The organism is Sphingomonas sp. GW821-FHT04B01 (assembly GCF_059420425.1).
In genome coordinates this window covers 74,593-94,228 of sequence record NZ_JBWKTR010000010.1, presented here as the reverse complement: position 1 = coordinate 94,228, position 19,636 = coordinate 74,593, and the positions used below count along the sequence as shown (strand labels likewise).

Annotated in this window: 16 protein-coding genes; 8 read left to right on the top strand and 8 right to left on the bottom strand. The window is 61.6% G+C overall.

Going from position 1 to position 19,636, the window contains the following annotated elements; translation table 11 throughout:
• Positions 1-860: 860 nt before the first annotated feature.
• Positions 861-1,325 carry a hypothetical protein gene (locus tag AC07UH_RS18980; RefSeq protein WP_495181751.1) on the bottom strand — a complete coding sequence of 155 codons (465 nt, stop codon included), beginning with the start codon at positions 1,323-1,325 and terminating at the stop codon, positions 861-863.
• 942 nt (positions 1,326-2,267) lie between these two features.
• Here AC07UH_RS18980 and AC07UH_RS18975 point away from each other — a divergent pair.
• Positions 2,268-2,750 (top strand): acyltransferase, encoded by a 483-nt coding sequence (locus AC07UH_RS18975; RefSeq protein WP_495181750.1) that lies wholly within the window; start codon positions 2,268-2,270, stop codon positions 2,748-2,750.
• A 795-nt stretch (positions 2,751-3,545) separates the two neighbouring features.
• Here AC07UH_RS18975 and AC07UH_RS18970 read toward each other — a convergent pair.
• On the bottom strand, positions 3,546-3,728 hold the full coding sequence (locus AC07UH_RS18970) for a hypothetical protein (protein ID WP_495181748.1): 183 nt from the start codon (positions 3,726-3,728) through the stop codon (positions 3,546-3,548).
• 215 nt (positions 3,729-3,943) lie between these two features.
• On the opposite strand from AC07UH_RS18970, the gene AC07UH_RS18965 reads away from it, so the two are divergent.
• Positions 3,944-4,126, top strand: coding sequence for a hypothetical protein (locus tag AC07UH_RS18965; RefSeq protein WP_495181747.1), 183 nt, complete (start codon positions 3,944-3,946; stop codon positions 4,124-4,126).
• A gap of 215 nt (positions 4,127-4,341) precedes the next feature.
• A complete protein-coding gene (locus tag AC07UH_RS18960; RefSeq protein WP_495181746.1) occupies positions 4,342-4,782 on the top strand; it encodes a hypothetical protein in 441 nt (146 codons plus the stop codon).
• Between the two features lie 808 nt (positions 4,783-5,590).
• Here the strand turns inward: AC07UH_RS18960 and AC07UH_RS18955 are convergent.
• On the bottom strand, positions 5,591-5,860 hold the full coding sequence (locus AC07UH_RS18955; RefSeq protein WP_495181745.1) for an HU family DNA-binding protein: 270 nt from the start codon (positions 5,858-5,860) through the stop codon (positions 5,591-5,593).
• A 499-nt stretch (positions 5,861-6,359) separates the two neighbouring features.
• Positions 6,360-7,592, bottom strand: coding sequence for an integrase (locus AC07UH_RS18950; RefSeq protein ID WP_495181744.1), 1,233 nt, complete (start codon positions 7,590-7,592; stop codon positions 6,360-6,362).
• Positions 7,593-7,768: 176 nt separating this feature from the next.
• Here AC07UH_RS18950 and AC07UH_RS18945 point away from each other — a divergent pair, with 176 nt between their 5' ends.
• Complete coding sequence (locus tag AC07UH_RS18945) at positions 7,769-8,896, top strand: hypothetical protein (RefSeq protein WP_495181743.1); 1,128 nt, start codon at positions 7,769-7,771, stop codon at positions 8,894-8,896.
• A gap of 279 nt (positions 8,897-9,175) precedes the next feature.
• Here the strand turns inward: AC07UH_RS18945 and AC07UH_RS18940 are convergent.
• The 4 genes from AC07UH_RS18940 to AC07UH_RS18925 all read right to left on the bottom strand — a co-directional run bounded on the left by AC07UH_RS18940 (position 9,176) and on the right by AC07UH_RS18925 (position 15,214).
• Positions 9,176-10,302, bottom strand: a protein-coding gene (locus tag AC07UH_RS18940) for an IS3 family transposase (RefSeq protein WP_495181742.1) whose coding sequence is annotated in 2 segments (ribosomal slippage) — positions 9,176-10,041 and positions 10,041-10,302 — 1,128 coding nt in all. Because the reading frame shifts where the segments join, the coding sequence is not laid out codon by codon here.
• Positions 10,303-10,423: 121 nt separating this feature from the next.
• On the bottom strand, positions 10,424-11,821 hold the full coding sequence (locus AC07UH_RS18935) for an MFS transporter (RefSeq protein WP_495181741.1): 1,398 nt from the start codon (positions 11,819-11,821) through the stop codon (positions 10,424-10,426).
• A gap of 53 nt (positions 11,822-11,874) precedes the next feature.
• Positions 11,875-14,184: a TonB-dependent receptor gene (locus tag AC07UH_RS18930; protein ID WP_495181740.1), complete on the bottom strand. Its 2,310-nt coding sequence runs from the start codon at positions 14,182-14,184 to the stop codon at positions 11,875-11,877.
• Positions 14,185-14,293: 109 nt separating this feature from the next.
• Positions 14,294-15,214: a LysR family transcriptional regulator gene (locus tag AC07UH_RS18925; RefSeq protein WP_495181739.1), complete on the bottom strand. Its 921-nt coding sequence runs from the start codon at positions 15,212-15,214 to the stop codon at positions 14,294-14,296.
• A gap of 286 nt (positions 15,215-15,500) precedes the next feature.
• Between AC07UH_RS18925 and AC07UH_RS18920 the strand changes: the two genes are divergently transcribed.
• The 4 genes from AC07UH_RS18920 to AC07UH_RS18905 all read left to right on the top strand — a co-directional run bounded on the left by AC07UH_RS18920 (position 15,501) and on the right by AC07UH_RS18905 (position 19,635).
• Positions 15,501-16,463 (top strand): alpha/beta hydrolase, encoded by a 963-nt coding sequence (locus AC07UH_RS18920; RefSeq protein WP_495181738.1) that lies wholly within the window; start codon positions 15,501-15,503, stop codon positions 16,461-16,463.
• 64 nt (positions 16,464-16,527) lie between these two features.
• Positions 16,528-17,730: a cytochrome P450 gene (locus tag AC07UH_RS18915; protein WP_495181737.1), complete on the top strand. Its 1,203-nt coding sequence runs from the start codon at positions 16,528-16,530 to the stop codon at positions 17,728-17,730.
• 37 nt (positions 17,731-17,767) lie between these two features.
• A complete protein-coding gene (locus AC07UH_RS18910; RefSeq protein ID WP_495181736.1) occupies positions 17,768-18,694 on the top strand; it encodes a VOC family protein in 927 nt (308 codons plus the stop codon).
• Positions 18,695-18,783: 89 nt separating this feature from the next.
• Positions 18,784-19,635 (top strand): fumarylacetoacetate hydrolase family protein, encoded by an 852-nt coding sequence (locus AC07UH_RS18905; RefSeq protein ID WP_495181735.1) that lies wholly within the window; start codon positions 18,784-18,786, stop codon positions 19,633-19,635.
• Position 19,636 lies beyond the last annotated feature (1 nt).

Genomic DNA, 19,636 nt, shown 5'->3' with positions numbered 1-19,636 from the left:
TGGCTTGTGACGGCTGTGGCTACATGCCGCCAGCTTCGTAGCCGTCGGGAATGGCACGACCGTCTCTCCGCCGTCAGGACCGTTGCTGCCGATGCCCTGACACTTGCCGCAGCATCGCGTCTCGTGCGTCACCGGGAACATGGACACCGGAAAGGGACTATTGCCCTGAATGACGACCGGCGCGTGTGCCTGAAACGTCCCTGTGTCCGCGGCTGCTGACGGATCACGGGTCGCCTTCGACAGCTGCGGACCTTGCCGCTCCCACCAGGCGCAGGAGCTGCAGCTCTGGCCGACGCATCCCATTAGCATAGCGGCATCCGCGACTGGTATTCGCCGCAATCCTGATCGCGGTAAACAAATTGGAAGACGGAGGTGGTGTTGCCATGCTCCAGATTTGGTCACCATCGGGGCGGATAACACCGACAAAATGCCCTGACCCTCAGGGGAAGGTCGTTCACGCAAAGATGGGCCTGCTTCGTAAGCTGCGGGGGCGCCCGACAGATAGTGAATGCACGACGAGCATGCCATCTTGCTTTCCTGCTGCGCTCGCAGGCGAACTGCCGGGGCAGGCAGTTGTCAGCGAGCATGAATCGATATTCGGGAATGACGAGCAGCGTTTCTTGAACCATCAAAATCGGCACATCGTACACGCGGCGACGTGCCAAGCGTCGATCATCAACTGCAGCTTCTGACCGCGAGCATCCATTTTGCTAAAATCGGCGAAGTAGGCCCCAGGCTGGACAGGTAAGGATAAGACGCGCCGGCCTCGTCCGGCCACAACACGACCTTGCAACTTGGGGTGGCGCCGTAGAAGCCGTGGTTCCAACATAACATGAACGTGGCGAGAGGAATGTCGCCACTCACGAACGTATCTCCGTGAGCTTGCGCGCTTCAGCGCTCACCCGATGCTGATCGACTTCATAGGCGAAATAGGCATGCAGATCGTCGAAGCGGATGACGTCGAGGTACTGGCCGACCGAATGCGCGGAGCTGTCAGGCATTAGGGCATAGCCCTGACCTTCCTTCCACCTATGGCCATCGCCGACGCCAACGGGGGTGACGATGCGAACCGGACTATCAAAGCACTTCGCCCAAGCAATGACCGGCGACCGGCTTACGTGAGGCTCGTCACCGTCCACATCGCCTATCAAGGCCTCGATGCTTGGGTTTGCAGGGACGAACTGCAGCGGTGTCGATGCGATCCGAGTGTAGGCGAACCCGCTGAGCTCCCACCTCCCGCCGCCATCCATGCATACGTGGTACTTAGGCTGGCCATGCTTATCGCTGCTGGTGTACGCGATCCTCTCGATCTTTGAGAGCGGCATCGACGTTTGCTAGGCCAAGTCGAACATGCCGATCATGCGCTCTGCCCTGTGAGGTTGATGCCGCCGATGCAGGCGAGATCCTCGATGCAAGCCCAGAGGACTTCGTCGTGCCATCGGCGACCTTTAGACCGCGCCGAAAATCCGGATGCCAAGGGTTCGTCACAGCGTGTTCTGCGAAAACGTCCTGGCTGATGTGGGGGTAGAGGGTACGAAGCTTCACGATGACACCCTCGACGGTCGTCGCTGCCGTGCCGAACAGCACCGCTTCGACTACGATGGCGTTCGATCGCTCCTTGATCTCGTCAGCCGCCGGAGGGTGATCATCCGACAGCCAGTATGCCGCCTAGACAGCGCGCCGACGGAAGGCCGCAATCATTTCAAGAACGGCTGCAGGAATGCATCGTGACGGCCGAAGGGCGCGCGTCGGCGATGGCATCCCGAATAATTGCCGGGAAGCTGGCCGCCATGAGGACAACTTTCCGATGAGGCGAAGGCCGCTAGCATGCGCCGCAACAAATTCATGGGGAAGGTACTCACACTAGATCGCATCTTGATTGAGTCCGGATGCCGCCGTCCCCGAACCGATTCATGGGAGCAGGTTAGTCGAAGCCGGGACCAAAGAGCGCCATAGCCACGCTGCCCATGCATGCGATTATAAGCAGCGGGAGGCCTACGATCACCTCTACTGTTTCAATCAGGTACTTTCTCATCTGACATCCCCGTTGCGCTCGGCGCTCTTATGCTTTGACGTTGATCTTGTGGCGCCCCCCTGTCCGGCCGATAAATGCACGTCGAGACGAAAATCAATAGAGGCGACGGCATAGTGACAACAACTTTATCTTCGAGTAACCCGCATCTTTTCGCGATGTGAAACGTGAGGGCTTTGGCTGAGTGGCAGGTGCGGCGTGGAAAAGGACGTGGCTTCGCGCGATCATCCTGAGGGTGCAGGGCAGCGTCTTTATCCGGAATGGACTGCGGCGGCGGCTTCTCAATTTGGCTGGCGCCGAGCTTCATTCAACGGCCACAATTCGGCATTCCTGTTGGCTGGATAGTGCCGACATCGCCATGGGGCGTGACACGCTGCTGGACAGCTTTGCGCGCTATGACGGCGCTGCGCGCCTGACGTTTGAGGACGGAGCGCGAGTGTCATCCGGTGTAACGTTCACCACCAGCACACATCATCATAGCGGCAACCCTGCGCGCCGCTCGTCACCGGAAACGATCAATTCGCCAATTACGATCAAGGCCGGCAGCCGGGTATTGCAAGATGTCTCGATCAATCCGGGGGTTACGATCGCGGAAGGTTGCGAGATCGACGCTGCCGCGTTGGTCGTGGAAGATACGCAACCTTATGGTCTGTACGTGAATATGGCGGGTGCATCAGGCACGGTGCGAGCGCGGCGCATCAAGGACTTGCCTCGTTAGCTGAGAGAATGTCGCGAGCGTGGCAGCTTTAACCCGCCAGCTTGCGTTTTGCGCGTGATAATGCTTGCGGTCGTAGACCGTGTCGATCTGGAGGGCATCCATCCCGATATCGGTACAGACAGCCGTGCGATTGCGGCTAACGATAACAAGCTTGTATTATAACCTAAAAGGAAGCCCGCCCGCAGGGGTGCGTCGGCGGGCTCCAAGGTTGCATGTCTGGGAGGTCTGAATCAGCCAGGCAAATTCATATTAGCTCAATAGAAATGGCTGTCCCCCACATAGGATAGTGATTTGCATCTACCTATACCTTTTGAGTTTACCAATGTCAGAATGATCAATCTCTATAAAGGAGCCGCCACAAGGTTGATGCTCATCATGCGATGCAAGATATAAAGATTTTCATGCGCCGCGGCTGATTTGGAGCAGGTAGCTTGACGACTATACTTCTTCTCCTGCTCGCATCTTGCTTCATGATACACCCTTAAAGCCTCGACGCCCTCAACTTTCATTACGCTCTCCTTGAAGCTCGGTTGTTGAGGGCGCACGTTACTGATTTGCTAATAAACCATTTCGGCAAAAGATCGCAATTTAGGGCTAGTTGCGATGGGCTGTGGAGTAAATCCGCGGCTGCTAATAGCGAATGACGCCAAAAAAAGGGCCGCCGAAGCGACCCGAAAAGGTTTTAGGAGAGGATGCCTGAAAGGCACACTCCGTATGCCAAACGCTCTTGTCGCTGGCGAATGCAAAGACCGTGAACACAGTTGCGCCTGTTGCATTCGCCTATCAGTGCGCCGCTTAATTTTCAGTCATGGGTGTGAGCATGCTAGAGACAGGTCCGGAAAGCAGCCCCTTTTCCCCATCGAAGGCATGGACTGCCGCCATATTCAAATTCTGGTTTCGATCTTCAGCGCTGTGCGCGCTGGACGCGGCACTGAGTTCGGCGAGGACAAGCGCCTCGTAGTCGATTGGCGCAGGCACGTGTGCCTCCCGTTTAGCCACGGGAGGCAGGCAAGGTAGAGATACGACATGCTAGCGTAAAAGATGCAGACGATCGCGTATTTTGGGTCATGGGGGAGCCTATGCGAGAACGCAGATGGCGTCGAACGGTGTTGGCATAAAGCAACACTTCTAGGGCGTCTGCCGTGAGATGAGGCTGCGCCGTTATTACGACAAGCCCTTGGGGAAGCGCATACGTGACCGAGCAGTGGCAATTACGTGTGCGTCCAAGGCAGATTGCAAACGCACCGAATGTGATCGGCGACGGGCGGGTGCGAGCAGTCAGGACGATGGTTGGCAGCCGGATCGACGAGACGGGGGCGCTGATCCGCGATGGCGGCGCCTTCTACCTGCGGTGCGACCAAGGCGGCCGCTGTTAACTGACGCTGCACTGCACCCCGGTCAACTTGGTCAAGAAGCGGGTGCTACTGGTCAGCAAGCTCGTGCAAAGCTGCACTGGTCGACGACGCCGGCGTGACGCCTGCCTTACCGTGCACTCTTCGGCGAGGCCCTGCCCCCGCGCTGTCCACCGCAAGGATGATTCAACCCGACTCATAGCTGTTGCGTGGGAACGGCAGCGACGCATCGTGGGCGCATGGAACAGCTGATCACGCATGCCTGCGGTCACGTGCAGGCGCATCACCTCGACGGCTATGCTAGCCAGCAGGAGCGCAAGGCGCGCTGGTTGAAGACGACCGACTGCCGGTCCTGCTACATTGCTGGCAAAAGGGCAGAGCAAACCGAGGCCGCGCTTCGGAATGACGCCGCCATCGCCCATCTCGAACTGCCTGCACTTGCCGGTAGCGATCGGCAAATTGCCTGGGCAACGACGATCCGGGCCGGCTGCCTGGCCTCCATGCTCGCCATCCCAGATATTGGCACCGGCTGGCAAAGCTGCCTGACCATCATCGACGCAAAGTGGTGGATCGATCACCGCACGCTGACCGGTGCCGATCTGATCAGCAAGGCGGCGAGCACCATTACCGTGAGTGCGATAACGGTCGATGCCGCTTCGCTTCATTCACAGACGGCGTGATCTAAGATCGCATACATGCCGCATTTGAGATACGGCACACCTATGAGACGATGAGGTGGAAACCCCCTGCCGCTGCTGAATCTTGCATGCTAACAGGCCGGCAATGCTCAAAATACGAATGCGGCGGCTAGCTGCCCAAGGCGATCATGCCACTGAACGCCTTGCCGGGATCAGGGCCTCGATCAAAATCCTAGACGACGAGGACGTCCTCGACCTTGCCGACATCTTCAGAGCAATGCCGGGCAGCGTACTGGGCCAGATCGTTCAGGCAGAGATGACCAGGCGCAGCATCAGCCTCTAGTCGATTCGCCTGCAGACACGGCTTCGTCAGCGCGCGCCGTTCAAATTTGCCGCCATCCAGGTGTTTAGTGCGAGCATCTGGTACATCGGCTTGGCGATGAGCCGCCCCCCCCCATCACGTCAATCCAAGACTAAAGCATTTGGCCTAGCGCCTGCGAGACGCCGCATGCGGCAAGGGTGCCTTCTTCACCGCAATCGTCAAGGGGGTCGCGCGCTTCTAACAGGAGCGACCTACCGTTGCCTGGAGGTTCTTGCTCGATGGGGGAGTAGATGCGAAGCCGTACCGCCATGCAACGAACATAAGAGCTGTGAAATATTATTTCAATTCTCATCAGCTTAGCCATATGATGCTTTTGATCAATATTCCTACTGTGTCCCGTAAAAAAAAAGGACCGGCGGAAGCCGGTCTGAATTTTTGGAGAGGATACTTAAACGACGTCGGTGCGATACCCCCCCGCGGACTTTTGGGTGCAAGCGCGACGGAGAACCTCTTAGCTTTTGTAGCCAGTCATAGTTTGTCCTTGAGACTCTTGGCCGGAGTGAATGACACCTTCTTGGATGCCGGGATCGTCATTGCCTCCCCAGTAGCCGGGTTACGGCCCTGGCGTTCCGGTCGGTCCTTGACGAGGAATTTACCAAAACCATTGATGGACACCTCGTCGCCCTTCGCCACCGCGATAGAGATTTGATCGAACACCGCGAGAACCGCAGCGCGTGCGCTGGCCTCGCTGGAACTTGTCGCACCAGCTACGTTCTTCGCTAGTTCACCGATATTCATGTGGATGATGCTCCCAGTAGATCAAATGCTCCTTATCCTTGCCACCGCTACCGCGGCAAGGCGGGACGCAGCCCCATTGATGGAGCTCGCCACATGGCAGGTATACCGATTATCTGCATCGACCCTACCCTTGACCCCTTTTGTGCACGACGTCGCCGATGCCAGTAACAGATCGCCCCCATCAAGAGGTTTCACAACTTCATCCGGATGCTCGGCCGGCTTATGGATGAAACAGAACAGTGCCATCAGCGCTGACACCTGACGGTGCAGACGAACTGGCACGATCGAGCATGCCGGGACGGCCGAACTTGATCTGCCTTCACCATCTTGGCGGTTCAATTAGCTACTCGTTGCCATGGGCGTGACACCGCCACAAATAGGTTCCGACGCGCAAGCCAAGCAGACAGCACTGTCAGAAGATTACGCGATCTATGTGCCGCAAGCGAGGGACGCTAGCAGAAGAATTTCGAATAGCAGCGTGCTCAATCCAAGGGTGAAATCAACTCCGCAGCCGCGCTAGCACCCTTGCCGCGACGTTGCTGCGCGCGGCGAGCTTGCGCCCGTAGCGCAGCGCGGTGGATGGCGACGACCAGCGCAGCGCCTGCGCGATCCCGACCCCGTCCTCACCGGCGGCAAACAGATCCTGTGTCAGCCCGACCCGTAACGAATGCGTCGACAGGGCACGCACCTCCGCCTCGACATCCCCGACCGGCATGACAACCAGACCCTGATCGTAAGCGGCCAACGCCACGCGGCGGTAGATCGCGTTGACGCCTTGGCGTGTGAGCGCCGTGGTGCCCACGGTATAGACCGTGCGCGCATCGCGCGCCGGCGTACCGCGCAGGCGTTCCTGCCAATGGCGGGTGTTCCCAGGAATGGCGTCATACGCCATTGGCGGGACCGCCGCCCGCGCGCGCCGACGATCAATCCCGACCCGCCGGAAGATCGGGCCGCTACGAATCTCGCTCGCCTCAAGCCAGGCGCCGACCCGGCGCATGGTGTCGGGTGATAGCCATGCCCAGGCGCCTTGCCCCTCCTGATCGGTCTTCGACGAGGGAATGAAGAGCAGCGCCGAGCCGTCGTCGTGCGGATCGATCCGCTCTTCTTCGACTGCGACCAGCTCGCTGACCCGCAAACCTGCATCATAGCCGAGCGACAGCAGCGCGCCATCGCGCAGCCCCTGCAGATCGCCGCCACAGGCCGCCAGCAACGCGGACAGCGTGAACCCCTTGGCATGTGGATCCAGCGCGGCGCCGAGGCGGAGCGGCGCCGCCTGTCGCTGCGCCGCGCCGCGACGCCGGCGCACGCCCTTCAGTGCGGCGCGCACCATCGGATGGCTGGTCGGCAGCGCCTGCGCGGTGAGGCCGCAAAGCTGGTGGATGCTGGCGAGGCTCGCGATCCGCCGCGCCAGCGTCGCCGGCTGCGCGCCGCGCGCCTCGAGCATGGCGAGATAACGGACGAGCGTCTCGGGGTCGGCGGGCAATGGCAGCCGCCGCTCGTCGCTGCACCATGTGATGTAACAGGCCAGATCGGCCGCCAGCGCCGCCTGGCTCGCCGCGGCAATCGCGGCGAGTTGCGTGGTAAAGCCGAGTTCGCTGACCGGCGCGGCGTCAGCCGGCAGCGCGGTGGCGATCAACCGGGTCAGCCGGACGTCGGTGGCCTCCGCGGCCCCCCGCCGCCCCCGGGTCGGCAGACCGGCGCCGTCGGTGCGGTGAATAACGACCTCGCTCATCGCCGCGGACCACCTGTCGTCAAACCCACATTTTGCATGGCGCCTTTGCTCCCAAATTTGGCCTCTGCTGTTACCATAATGTCCGATTATGGTAAGTGCGTAAAAAGCCTTTGCGTGGTGGCCTAGCAATCTATTGATTACTGGCGTATCGAACCTTGATGACTCGAGGCTAGCCCATGCTCGCGCATCATCTCGGGCGCCTCGAAGGCGCGGTGCACTTCGCCGATGCGTTGCATCGCGCGATGATCGCCCAGGCCAGCGTCGCGGCCGCCTGGCGTGCCTTCCGTCGCGATGCCGGCGCCGGCGACACAGGGATCGCCTACGCCGGCTCACAGGATGCCGCATCGATTGTGCTCACCGACGATCCGCGCCGTGATGGCGTCGTGCTGTGGCTGGCCGACCACGGCACGCCGGCGATCGCCGCAGCGGCGGCCACCATCGCGCGCATGGTCGACGCGCGGCAGCGCTTCGCGCCCGACGCCATGACGCTGATCGAGACCGCACAGGCCGCGTTGCGGGCCGGCAGGACCAGGGGTGCGCTGGCTGGCGCCACGGGCTTGCCCGACCCGGGCGGCGATGATCCGCTGCACATGGTTTATGCCGCGATCGGGGCGATCGACGCGCTCTTTGACGATCCCAATTTTGCAGAGGCGCAGGGACATCAGGCGTTGATCGACCTGCCGGCCGGGGCCTTCCATCATCATGTCACCGCGGCGCCGGCTGGCTGCTGGGCGCTCAACCTCGCGCTGCTGGGCGAGCGTACCGCTGACCTTTCGTGCGTGGCTGGCGCCATCCCCCGCGCGGTGTTCCGGCGCGATCTCGACGCTGGCGAGCGCGCCGCCTTTTTCTGCAACCACTGGACCCATGCGGCGCAAGAAAGCTTCCTGTGCGTCCAGCAGATCCACCGGCGCTATGTCCGCGGCACCGCGGCGCTGGCGGACCGCTCACGCAACGCCCGCGCGCGCGACGCGTGGGCGCTGATCGTCGCGCTGGGGCCGCTCCGGCGGATCCACGTCGCGCGCGCCCTCGCTTTGTCGCGCGCCGGCGCCGACATTCAGGCGCATGCGCTCGCGCGTCCGCAGCTTGCCACGCTTGAGACTGGTGGGCGCATCCATCCGACGCGGTCTTCGGCAATCAGCCGCACGCCAACCCGCCTAGATGACCTCGCCCTCGCTGTCGCAACCAAGGATCTCGATGCCAGCGTGGCGTTGGTCGATCGGCTTCTGGCCACGCCCCCAACCGGCTTACCTCGACCTGCTCCACACGCTGCAGCTGCCGCGAAGGAGAACGGCGGTGGTCGATGACAACCAAGCGTTAGCTGTTCTGCTGTCAGCTTGTGGGATGAAGAAACTCGCGATCGCCACGGACGCCTGTTCCTCAAGCAGGCCGCTGGCGCTGCCGACTACGGTCGGCGCAGCACAGTGCGGGCAGATAACAGTCTCTTCAATGATTGGAAGCGCTCGGGCGACCTTCATTCGCCCTGCAACTCACGGATGTCACCGGTGATCTGCCCCCTTCTGAATGGTCCATCGACTATGACAGTCTGGATCAAGGTGAGCCTCACCCCGTCTCTGGTCCGGTCTTTATGAGAAAACCGGCTCTTTTTTCGTCAGGGGCATGCATGCCTGCCCTGACGAAAAAGCGCGCTCCATCGGGGTCTGGTTGCCGAGGGAACTGTGCGGACGGTGCTCGTTGTAGTCGCGCCGCCACGCCTCACATTTTACCCGTGCGTCGTCCAAGCTCAAGAACCAGTATGCGTTGAGGCATTCGGCCCGCACCCGGCCATTGAACGCCTCCGCGAACGCATTGTCGGTGGGCTTGCTAGGACGGCTGAAGTCCAGCACCACATCATGCTGGTACGCCCACAGGTCGAGATCCTTCGAGATAAATTCCGGGCCATTATCCAGACGAATGCGCTTGGGACGACCGTGTGCCGCGGCAATGCGGTCGAGGGTATCCACCACGTCAGAGCCGCGGTAGCTCGACCGTACGTCGAGCGCTGGCGACACACGGGTGAAGTTGTCGACGATCGACAGCACCCGGATCTTGCGCCCGTCGAACAGTTGGTCCGACAAGAAATCCATCGACCAGCACTCGTTGGGCGCCGTCGCCGGCGTCCGGTCATCGCGCAGCTTTGCTTTCACCTTGCGCTTGGGTGTCTTGTTGCGCAGCTGCAGCCCGAGTTCACGATACAGCCGATTAGTGCGCTTGTGGTTGATCTCCCAGCCCTCCCGCCGGAGCAGCACATGGATGCGTCGATACCCGTAGCGAACACGGGTCGCAGCCAACTCCTTGATCCGCATCTTGAGGCCGGCCTGATCGAGGCGGCGGGACTGATAGCGCTGGGTCGATCGATTGATCGGAAACGCGCCGCAGGCTCGCCGTTCGCTGACCTGGTAGCTCGCCTGCAAATAGCCGACGATCTCCCGGGCTCGATCAGGCCTTACATTTTTCGGCGGATGACATCCTGCAGCATCTCTTTGTCCAGGCTGAGGTTGGCCACCAGCCGCTTCAGCCGGACGTTCTCCTCCTCCAGCACCTTGAGGCGCTTCATCTCCGACGGCATCAGCCCTCCGTATTTGCTACGCCATCGGTAGTAGGTCTGGATGAAAATGCCCGCCTTCCGGCAAACCTCCTCGACGGTTGTTCCATCCTCAGCCTGCTTGAGGATGAACGCTATCTGCTGCTCGCTGAACCTCGACTTCTTCATCGGTGGATTCCCCCGTCCGGCACCTGCCAAACCTAACCGGGAATTTCTCACAAAGAATGGACCAATCCGGAGGGCTCAGGTCAAATGGTGACCGAACGCAGCACCTGGCGTTCGGCGCTCATCAAGCACCACCACCACGCGGCCGGATATGACAATCGACCGTGAGTCCGCCGACAGCGACGATCACGAGCCCCGCAGCGGCGAGCACGAAAAATAGGGGCGGACTCGCAGCGGTGAGCACATACCCTCCGCCGAACGCGCCAGCGACCGCGCCGGCACGACCTGCCGCTACGCTGAACCCAACTCCCGTTGCGCGGCAGCTCGTCGGGAATGCATTTGCCGCGAGCACGAAGAGCAGTGATTGGATCCCACTGATGCATCCGCCCATACCGGCGAAAGCCGCGACAGTGACCACTCCTAATAGTGGTGAATGCGGGTCCAAGGCTATGAACCAGCCGGCTGCAACGCCGGCCGCGACGCCAGCGCCGGCAAGAACTAGGACGGAACGAAGAGTCCCAAAGCGAGCGATGAGAAACGACGCGCCGAGCGCCATCACGATCGAGGCGACGCTGTACGGAAGAGCTGCTCCTACCGCCACGTTGAGGGGGATGCCAAGAGCAGTCAGTATCACCGTGCTCCAGCTGACCAACGCAAACCCGGTCAGCATGTTTGCCATGAATGCCAGCCACAGCCCGACATTACTGCGGAGGTTCGCCCGGGTGAGTACGCGCTCACGAGCCTCCTGCGACGAGCCTGGCTCGAATGTTGTCGTGGCATACGCATAGCTCACGCTGGGCCAGAACTTTCTAAGCAGGGTTTCTAGCTGGCGTCGCCGATCGTGTCTCGAAGCTAACCAGGCGGCCGATTCAGGAAGGAAAGCAAAGAGGAGGGCGCAGTGCGCCAGTGCGAGCAAACCGCTCGCAATGAAACAGCCCCTCCAGCCCCACGTGGGCAGGACGGCCAGCGCAACTCCCGCGCCCAGCATGCCCCCCAACGGCACGCCGATCGTCATGATCGCGATCGCTAGCGACCGGTGCTTCAGCGGTGTCCATTCCGATATCAGGGAGGTGGCGGCCGGAAAGCACGCGCCGAATCCAAGGCCGCTGGCGAACCTCAGTACCGAGAGCTGGCCCAAGCCCTGAGCGAAGCCGCAGCCGATCGACGCAACGCCAAACAGTCCGACCGACCATATCAATGCAGGGCGGCGGCCCAAGCGGTCGCCTGTCGGGCCACCGAAGAAGGTGCCAAAAGCCATGCCGACAAGCGCGGCTGCAACCGCTGCTCCGAAATCCAGCTTGTCGATATTCCACTCACGGATGATGAGCGGTCCTGCGAAGCCAAGCATCTGCATGCTTAGGCCATCCAGCACAATCACCATTGTAGCAAGAAGACAAACGCGTATCTGTGTCCCGCCGAATCCGCCGGCCTCTACCAGATCGTGTATACTCGTGGCCTCGGCAGGGGCTTTTAGCGCTACACCCTTGCGTGCTCCGCGGCTGGTAGGATCGTTCTCGATCATAGGTTTATGCTCAGCCTGATGCCATAGGTCCGCGGCGCAGTGGGCGGAGTTGACTAGAAGTTCACCCGCCCCGAGATCCCGACCTCACGCGGGCGACCGACGTCGTAGTGCTTGGTTCCGACCAGGCCGGTATAGTCGACACCGCCGATGTAATATTTCTCGTTCGTCAGGTTGGTGGCGAACAGCGAGATCGTGAAACGCTTGTCCGTCGGCGTGAATGCGATCCGGCCGTTCAGCAGCCCATAGGCGGGGAGCAGCAGCGACGTCTTCGGCGAGCTCTGCTGGTCGTCCTCGAACGAGTAATTGAGCGTTGTCTCCACGGAACCTGCATTTCCGAGATCGAGCGTGTGAGTGGCTCCGAGTGCGAACGTGATCGGGGGTGAGCGCTGCAGTTCGGAGTCAGTCGTCAGCCCGGTGGCCGCGCCGATGCTCTTGTACCTGATGTTCAGGTAAGCGAAGTTGCCGAAGAGGCGAAGATTGTCGGTCGGCTGGACCGCGAACTCGAGCTCGAACCCGTAACTGCGGGCGGCGGCCACGTTCTGGATGACGGTGCCGACCGTAGCCGTCGATGCGTCGATAATTACGACATTCTGGACCTGGATGTTCTTCCAGTCGACGTAGAAGGCCGTTGGGTTGATCGTCACCCGGCGGTCGGCAAACTGCATGCGAGCGCCGACCTCGTAGCTCGTCGACTTCTCCGGCTCGAAGCGTAAGAATGATAGCTGCGGGATTGAAACGTATCGGTTCAACCCGCCGGCACGATAACCGGTCGAGACGGTCGCGTAGGTCATGACGTCGGGCTTCCACTGATATTGAAGTCCCGCTCGCCACGTCGAACTGTCGAACGTCGATGTCTTGGCGTCGATACGCGCACCGCCCGTCGGCGGCACCGCGAAGGCTCCCTTATGATCTTCAGCATAGCGGAAACCGCCGATGACCTTGAGCTTGTCGGCTAGCTGGAGGGTGGCGTCCACATAGCCGGCGTACGACTTGAGAGTACGGCCCTCGACAGGCGCCGGCACCGGATTACCGAACAAAAGATTGGAGCGGGTGTTCGTAATAGCAGGAAAGCGTTCGTTATAGTAAAAGGCCCCGGCCACGAAGTTCAGCCGGTCATCAAAGACCTTGCCGTTAAGCTGCAGTTCCTGAGAAAACGTCCTAGTCCTGACCGGGAGCTGAAAGAAATACACAGGCGCGGGCGTTCCGTCTGGATCAACTCCCAAATCCGTGTCAATCGATTGCCAACCAGTCAGCGACTTCAGAGATAGACCGCCCCCCAGATCCCACCCGGCCGTAAGAAGGGCGTTTTTGTAGGTCGAGTCGCTGTACTCGGGAATGCTCGAGCCGGGCTGACAGTAGAAGCACTGTGATCGAAACGCGTCGTTATAGAACGGGAGGCCCAGAAGGGGTGCCACGTTGTTATAGGCGAACGGTAGGCTAGGAGACTCGCCCGGCTTGAGAGGTGCGGGCGTGATTGGGCCCGGGAGATTATAGGTGAAGCCGAACAGACGATCTCTGCTGTAGAGCACGGATCCGTCCACATAGATGCTGCTTGTGGGCTCTACCCGCGCTTGGACACGCACTAGGTCGGTGCGCGTGCGGCCCGCATCCGGTCCGCCCGACTGGACGCGGACCCATCCGTCCTGCTCGAGGTGGCCGCCGGTAACGCGAATCGCCGCGAAATCGCCAATTGGAATGTTCACGGCACCCGTGATGTCCTGGCGATCGTAGTTGCCGAGCGTCCCGCTAATATGCCCACTGAATTTTCCGAGTTCCGCACCGGCTGAGGTATACTGAATGGCACCGCCAATGGTGTTCCGCCCGAAAAGGGTTCCCTGCGGGCCGCGGAGCACCTCGACTTGAGCCAAATCGACGATTTTGAAGACCGATCCATAGAGGGTCGGGTAGTAGAAGCCATCGACATAGACCCCGACCGCGGGCTCTGCGCCGTTGCCCTGCCTCTCCTGCCCCATACCACGCAGAAAGTAGACCGCCGAGCCTGCACCATCGCCACCAGTCTGGGTCGCAACCTGCAATCCAGGAATAGCCTGCATCAGATCGCGAGTGTCGCGCACGTTCAGCCGGTTCAGCTCCGTTGGGGAGAGCGCGGTCACCGAGAGGGGAACCTCTTGGAGCCGCTCCGAACGGCGCTGCGCCGTGACAACGATATCGGCGGAGGCAGAGCTGTTCGCGCTTGTCGGGGCGGCGCTTGGCGCGACGGCTTGATCAGGAGCTTGAGGTGCCGTAGCAGGTCGCGAGGTCGCAGCTGGGGCCTGGTTCTCCTGCGCCTGCGCAGGGCTGGCGAGCAGGGACGCCACCGCAGCCAACGAAGATCCAATAGACAGAGCTACCGAGCGGTGCATATATCCTCCCCAGAACCAGCGCCTCTTTTGGACGCTTCCGCCATCTGCTTAGGACGCTACCCACTGCGCGAGCAGATGGCAGAAACTCAAAACTGCCCTTGAATGCGTATCACTCGCTATGAACCTGCTCGGTGGCTGCAGCTTTGATGTTCTCCCCTGCCCTGACCAGCTGATCGAAGAGGAACTGAGCCGGTGGGGTAAGCGGGAGACGGCGGCGCCGGATCGAGTAGATCGACGGCCCGGGCAGCGGGTCCTCGATCACGATCTGTTGCAGCTGATCGCTTGCGAGCGGAAAGCTCGCCCACTGCTGCGGGGGCATGGCCAGGAGGTCACTGTTCGCAACGGCGAGCAGGATCGTGACCGAGGAGTCCGCGTGCAAGGCGACGCTCGACCGATCAATGTGATGGCCAGCGAAATTCGCATCGAGCCCTGCATTCTTCGGCGGAAGCGTGGCAACCCACTGGGCGCCCTCCAACTCCGCGAGTGTCCTTGCGTCTGCGAGCGGGTGCCCTTTCCGACAGATTACGATCTGGCGATTGTCGAAAAGAAATTCCTCGATGAAGTCGCTCCCGAGCGGTTCCAGCGGTAACGGACCGATGAAGAAGTCCAGGGCGCCACGCTCGATGTCATGCTCCACGGCGTGGAACAACGCATCCCGGATCGACAGTAGCACATTGGGGTAGCGAGAGCGGAAGCGTTCGAGGACACGCGGCAATAGGGCTATGTGCGAAGCGGCGGACAGAGCGATCGAGACCGTGATTCCCGTGCCTATGCTCATATGAGCTGCTTCCTCCTTGGCCCGATCGAGCTCGGCCAGGATAGCGGTCGCGCGAACGATGAAGCGTTCCCCGACCGGAGTCGGCACAGCGCCGCGGGCGCTCCTCTCGAAAACGACCGCTCCCAGTGCGCTTTCGACCTCATGGATGCTGCGCGTAATCGCCGGCTGCGCGATGCCGAGCTCCCGTGCCGCAGAGCGCAAGCTACCTTTCTCCGCCACCATAACGATGTCGCGTAGATGATTGATCTTCATTGGCACCTCCGATCCTGGTGATACGATACCGGTGGAGGTTTCGCCAATCTGCTATCTGTGTCGCAATCGGGTGCTGCTGTACACCGCTGCAAGGAGCGCCCGGAGATAACCGGTGCCGGAGAGGAGCTATGGGTTTGGTGAAAATCTGGGCTGCAAGAGCTCGCCGTGGTCTCCCGGCCTTCGTAGCCGGCCTCGGCGTGAGCTGCGTCGGCGATCGGCCATCTTCGTCGGTGGCGAAACGCCTTCTCACCCTCCGACGTCCAACCCGCTGAACGAGGCAAAAAGTATGTCCGCTACATTCGAAAACCTCAACATCGACGTCGACGCGCTTAGGCAGGAGCGGTTCGCCAAGCTGACGCCGGAAAAGCGCGAATGGTTTGCGAAGGCTCCCGGCAAAGGGCTGCGCGAACTTGGACGTGAGGGTCTCGCGGAGCTGGGACGCAAGCTCGCTGGCCCGACTGCCGTCCACGAAGACGTCACTACTACCGACGTGTCGGTTGATGGTCCCAACGGGCCCGTGCCCGCGCGGGTGTACCGCCCTTCCGTTGAGGGCGCGCTACCCGTTCATTTCCATATGCATGCTGGCGGCTACGTGATGCTGGCGGGCCTCGATATGGAGGCGGCCACCCTGAGCAAGATGGCTCACGACCTGGGCTGCATAGTCGTCGCACCTGACTTCCGCCTGCCCCCCGAGCACAAGTTCCCGACCGGTCTTGAAGACTGCTGGGCGGTCGTTGAGTGGACGTTCGACAACATCGCCGCTCACGGCGGCGATCCGAGCCGGATCGGCATCGGCGGCGGATGCACCGGCGGAGTTTTTTCCGCCGTCATGGCGTTGATGGCGCGCGACGCCGGCCGGGAGCTTCGCTACCTTTTCATGTACGCGACCGTCACAGACACGCGCGAACAATATCGCTCATATTACGAGTTTGCAGACGGCTATACGCTGACCCGGGACACGGCCGGTTACGTCACCGAGCTCTACCTACGCGACGACCGCGACCGGTTCGACTGGCGAGCATCGCCTATTCTCGCTCCTTCCGTCCGCGGGTTGCCGCCGACGCTCGTGGTCGAGGGCGAGTGGGACGTGCTTCACGACGAGGCGAAGGCGTGGGCGGATCGGCTCCGCGACGCGGGCGTCGACGTGATTTTCAGGGTGTTTGCCGAGGAGGGGCACTCCTTCTCTCCACCCTCCCGCACGCTCATGCTCGAGGAGATCAACGACTTCATCCGAGCGCATTCGTCTTGATCGTCTCGTCCAAGCCGCGTGCGCGCACGGACGGCATCGAGGCTTGCCGAAGCAGGAGGGTAGAGTGACTCACGACACTTCGGGGGCGCCGCTCGTCGACGTTGACCTTTTTGAGAGCGCCAGTCTCAAAGACCCTTTCGCGGATTACCGGCGCCTGCGCGACGCGGGAGCGCTTGTCAGGCTGTCCCGTCCGGACGTCTACGCGTTAGCCAGGTTCGAAGATGTGCAGGCTGCCTCGCGCTCGCCCGCCGCCCTGATCAGCGGAGAGGGTGTCGGGTTCAGCGATGCGTTCAACGCTCCCAAGGGCATGAACGTGCTACAGTCGGACGGGCCATTTCACAGCAGGTTGCGATCTGTCGTGATGCGGCCTCTCACTCCGGCCCGATTGAAGGAGGTGCGCGGCGACCTGCGGGCCAGGGTCGAGAGGAAAGTGCGCAGCCTGGTCGACCAAGGATGGTTCGATGCCATGAAGGAGCTGGCACAATTCCTCCCCGTCACTGCCGTATCGGTGCTGGTCGGGCTGCCCGAGGAGGGACGTGACCGGATGCTCGACTGGGCGGCCGCTACCTTCAATCTCATCGGCCCTAACCAGGATCCAGCGGATCAGCAGGCGATGAAGGAAGCGTTTGCTTTCATGACGAGCCTTGATCCGGCCAACGTCCGGCCCGGGAGCTGGGCGGCGGACCTCTTCGCGGCCGCTGAAGGTGGACGGCTATCACTGGCAGAAGCGATGGCAGCCCTGAGCGCTTACGTCATCCCGAGCCTCGACACGACGATCTTTGCGATGGGGCACCTTCTCAACAATCTCGCCGTCCATCCTCACCAGTGGGCGCTGCTAAGGAGCCGGCCCGAACTCGTCGGATCTGCCGTCCTGGAAAGTGTCAGGCGGGACTCGGTCCTGCGCTGGTTCGCCCGGGTCGCCGCGGAGGACTATAAGGTCGGGGACACAACGCTACCGCAGGGCGCACGGGTGATGTTGCTCTACGGCGCCGCCAATCGCGATGAGCGGCGTTACGCTGATCCTGATCGCTTCGACATTACGCGCGATGCGCGTGACCATCTCGCCTGGGGCACCGGCCCACACATGTGCGCCGGCATGCACCTCGCACGGCTGGAAATGGAGGTTCTGCTCGAGGCCCTGCTTGCCGTCGATGCGACCCTCGTCGCGGGCGAACCAATCCTGGCCACGAACGCAGGCTTGTACGGTTTCGCCGAGCTCCCGTTTCAGCTCGAGAGCGGGCCGCAGGCAGTCGGGAATAGGTTGTGAGCAAGGTACGGTCGCGCAGGGCTGCAGGAGGTTCCAGATGATCAAGGTGCAGGATGTTTCTCATGTCCGCTTCAGCGCGCCGGACCTCGGCAGAATGCGCGACTTCCTCGTAGCATTCGGGCTCGTTCCCGCCGAAGACGTCGGCGACGGCGTTCTTCGCATGCGGGGGGCCGGATCGGCACCGTACATCCATGAGACCGTGCTGGGCGCACCCGGGTTTGTCGCCCTCGGGCTCCGGGCCGCCTCTGTAGCCGATCTGGACGCACTGGCCGCGGCCGAGGGCGGAACGGTGCGGAAGGCGACGACGCCTGGCGGCGGCAAGGTCCTGAGCCTACGCGATCCCGACGGGATCCTCGTGGAGATCGTCGCCGGACAACAAGAGGTAACCCTGGAAGAGCCGGGCGTCCGTGACGCCTGGAACATCGCCTCTTCCCGTGCGCGTACAAACGTCGCTAAGCGCGTCGCAGCGGGACCGGCCCATGTCGTCCGTCTCGGTCATGTCGTTCTCGGTGTCCACGATGTCGCCAAGACTTGGGCTTGGTGGGAGAGCAGGTTCGGTCTGCTCATGTCCGATGAAGTGCGCAATGAGGAAGACGAACTCGTAGCCGCCTTCATCCGCTGCGATCGGGGTGAGGAGTCGACCGACCACCACAGTCTGAACTTTGCCGCGATGGCGGACGCGCCGAAATTCCATCACGCGGCCTTTGAAGTCGGCGATCTCGACGATCTCATGGCTGGGCACGAACACCTGAAGGTTTCAGGTTTTCAACACGACTGGGGGGTCGGACGGCACGTTCTTGGGAGCCAGGTCTTCGACTATTGGAAGGATCCGTGGGGCAATCGGGTCGAGCACTGGACGGACGGTGACCTGTTTGCCGCCGACGCGCCGATGAACGTCGCCAGCGTGCAGACAATGATGGGTCTTCAATGGGGTCCGTCGTCCCCGGCCGACTTCGCCACCTAGGCGAACGCCCTTTCGACAATGCTGGCTGCGGGGAACCGCAGGCTCAACTGATTTGGCGGGCGGTGGACGCCCGTGCTGGGAGATCGACGATGAAGCTAGTTCGCTTCAGGCAAGGTGACAGGGTTCAGCTCGGAGTGATGCGCGACGGCGGCGTCGTCTCGCTCGAAGACATTCGGGAAAGTTACCCGACGATGCTGTCGCTGATCGAAGGAGGCGACGATGCCTTGGCCGCGGTGGTGAACGCGATTGGCGATCAGGTCGAGACGTTGCCTCTCGACAGCGTCGAGCTGCTCGCTCCGGTCGAGCGTCCTGGCAAGTTCCTCGCGATCGGGATGAACTACGCCAAGCATGCCGAGGAGGCCGAGCGCGTCGGTGTGCCGCGACCGAAACAACAGCTCTGGTTCAACAAGCAGACGACCTGCCTCTCCGGCCCGTTCGATCCGATCGATCGCGGGGTCAGCGAGCAGGTCGATTACGAGGTCGAGTTGGCCGTTGTAATCGGACGATCGGCAAAGTGCGTGACGGAGGCGGAAGCGCATCGGCATGTCTTCGGTTACATGGTCGCAAACGATGTATCCGCGCGGGACTGGCAGCATCACTCGCCGACCTTCACGATGGGAAAGTCCTTCGACACGCACGGACCTGTCGGTCCCTGCTTGGTCACGACAGACGAGATAGTCGACCCGCACGCTCTCCGCTTGCGCTGCTGGGTCAATGATGAACTTCGGCAGGACAGCACGACGGCATCGCTTGTTCACGACATCTGGAAACAAATATCCTATCTCTCGACCGCGTTTACGCTCGAGCCGGGAGACATCATCGCGACGGGGACGCCGGAGGGCGTCGGCGCCGCGATGACTCCGCCCAAATTCCTTCAGTCTGGAGACGTCGTCCGTTGCGAGGTCGATGGGATCGGCGTCATTGAAAACCGAGTGCTGTGAG

What these genes read in the sequence shown, in the direction of transcription:
- AC07UH_RS18950 (WP_495181744.1), bottom strand. Translation starts at nt 7,592, where the DNA reads ATGAGCGAGGTCGTTATTCACCGCACCGACGGCGCCGGTCTGCCGACC.
- AC07UH_RS18905 (WP_495181735.1), top strand. Translation starts at nt 18,784, where the DNA reads ATGAAGCTAGTTCGCTTCAGGCAAGGTGACAGGGTTCAGCTCGGAGTG.
- AC07UH_RS18955 (WP_495181745.1), bottom strand. Translation starts at nt 5,860, where the DNA reads ATGAATATCGGTGAACTAGCGAAGAACGTAGCTGGTGCGACAAGTTCC.
- AC07UH_RS18980 (WP_495181751.1), bottom strand. Translation starts at nt 1,325, where the DNA reads ATGCCGCTCTCAAAGATCGAGAGGATCGCGTACACCAGCAGCGATAAG.
- AC07UH_RS18925 (WP_495181739.1), bottom strand. Translation starts at nt 15,214, where the DNA reads ATGAAGATCAATCATCTACGCGACATCGTTATGGTGGCGGAGAAAGGT.
- AC07UH_RS18920 (WP_495181738.1), top strand. Translation starts at nt 15,501, where the DNA reads ATGTCCGCTACATTCGAAAACCTCAACATCGACGTCGACGCGCTTAGG.
- AC07UH_RS18935 (WP_495181741.1), bottom strand. Translation starts at nt 11,821, where the DNA reads ATGATCGAGAACGATCCTACCAGCCGCGGAGCACGCAAGGGTGTAGCG.
- AC07UH_RS18960 (WP_495181746.1), top strand. Translation starts at nt 4,342, where the DNA reads ATGGAACAGCTGATCACGCATGCCTGCGGTCACGTGCAGGCGCATCAC.
- AC07UH_RS18910 (WP_495181736.1), top strand. Translation starts at nt 17,768, where the DNA reads ATGATCAAGGTGCAGGATGTTTCTCATGTCCGCTTCAGCGCGCCGGAC.
- AC07UH_RS18945 (WP_495181743.1), top strand. Translation starts at nt 7,769, where the DNA reads ATGCTCGCGCATCATCTCGGGCGCCTCGAAGGCGCGGTGCACTTCGCC.
- AC07UH_RS18930 (WP_495181740.1), bottom strand. Translation starts at nt 14,184, where the DNA reads ATGCACCGCTCGGTAGCTCTGTCTATTGGATCTTCGTTGGCTGCGGTG.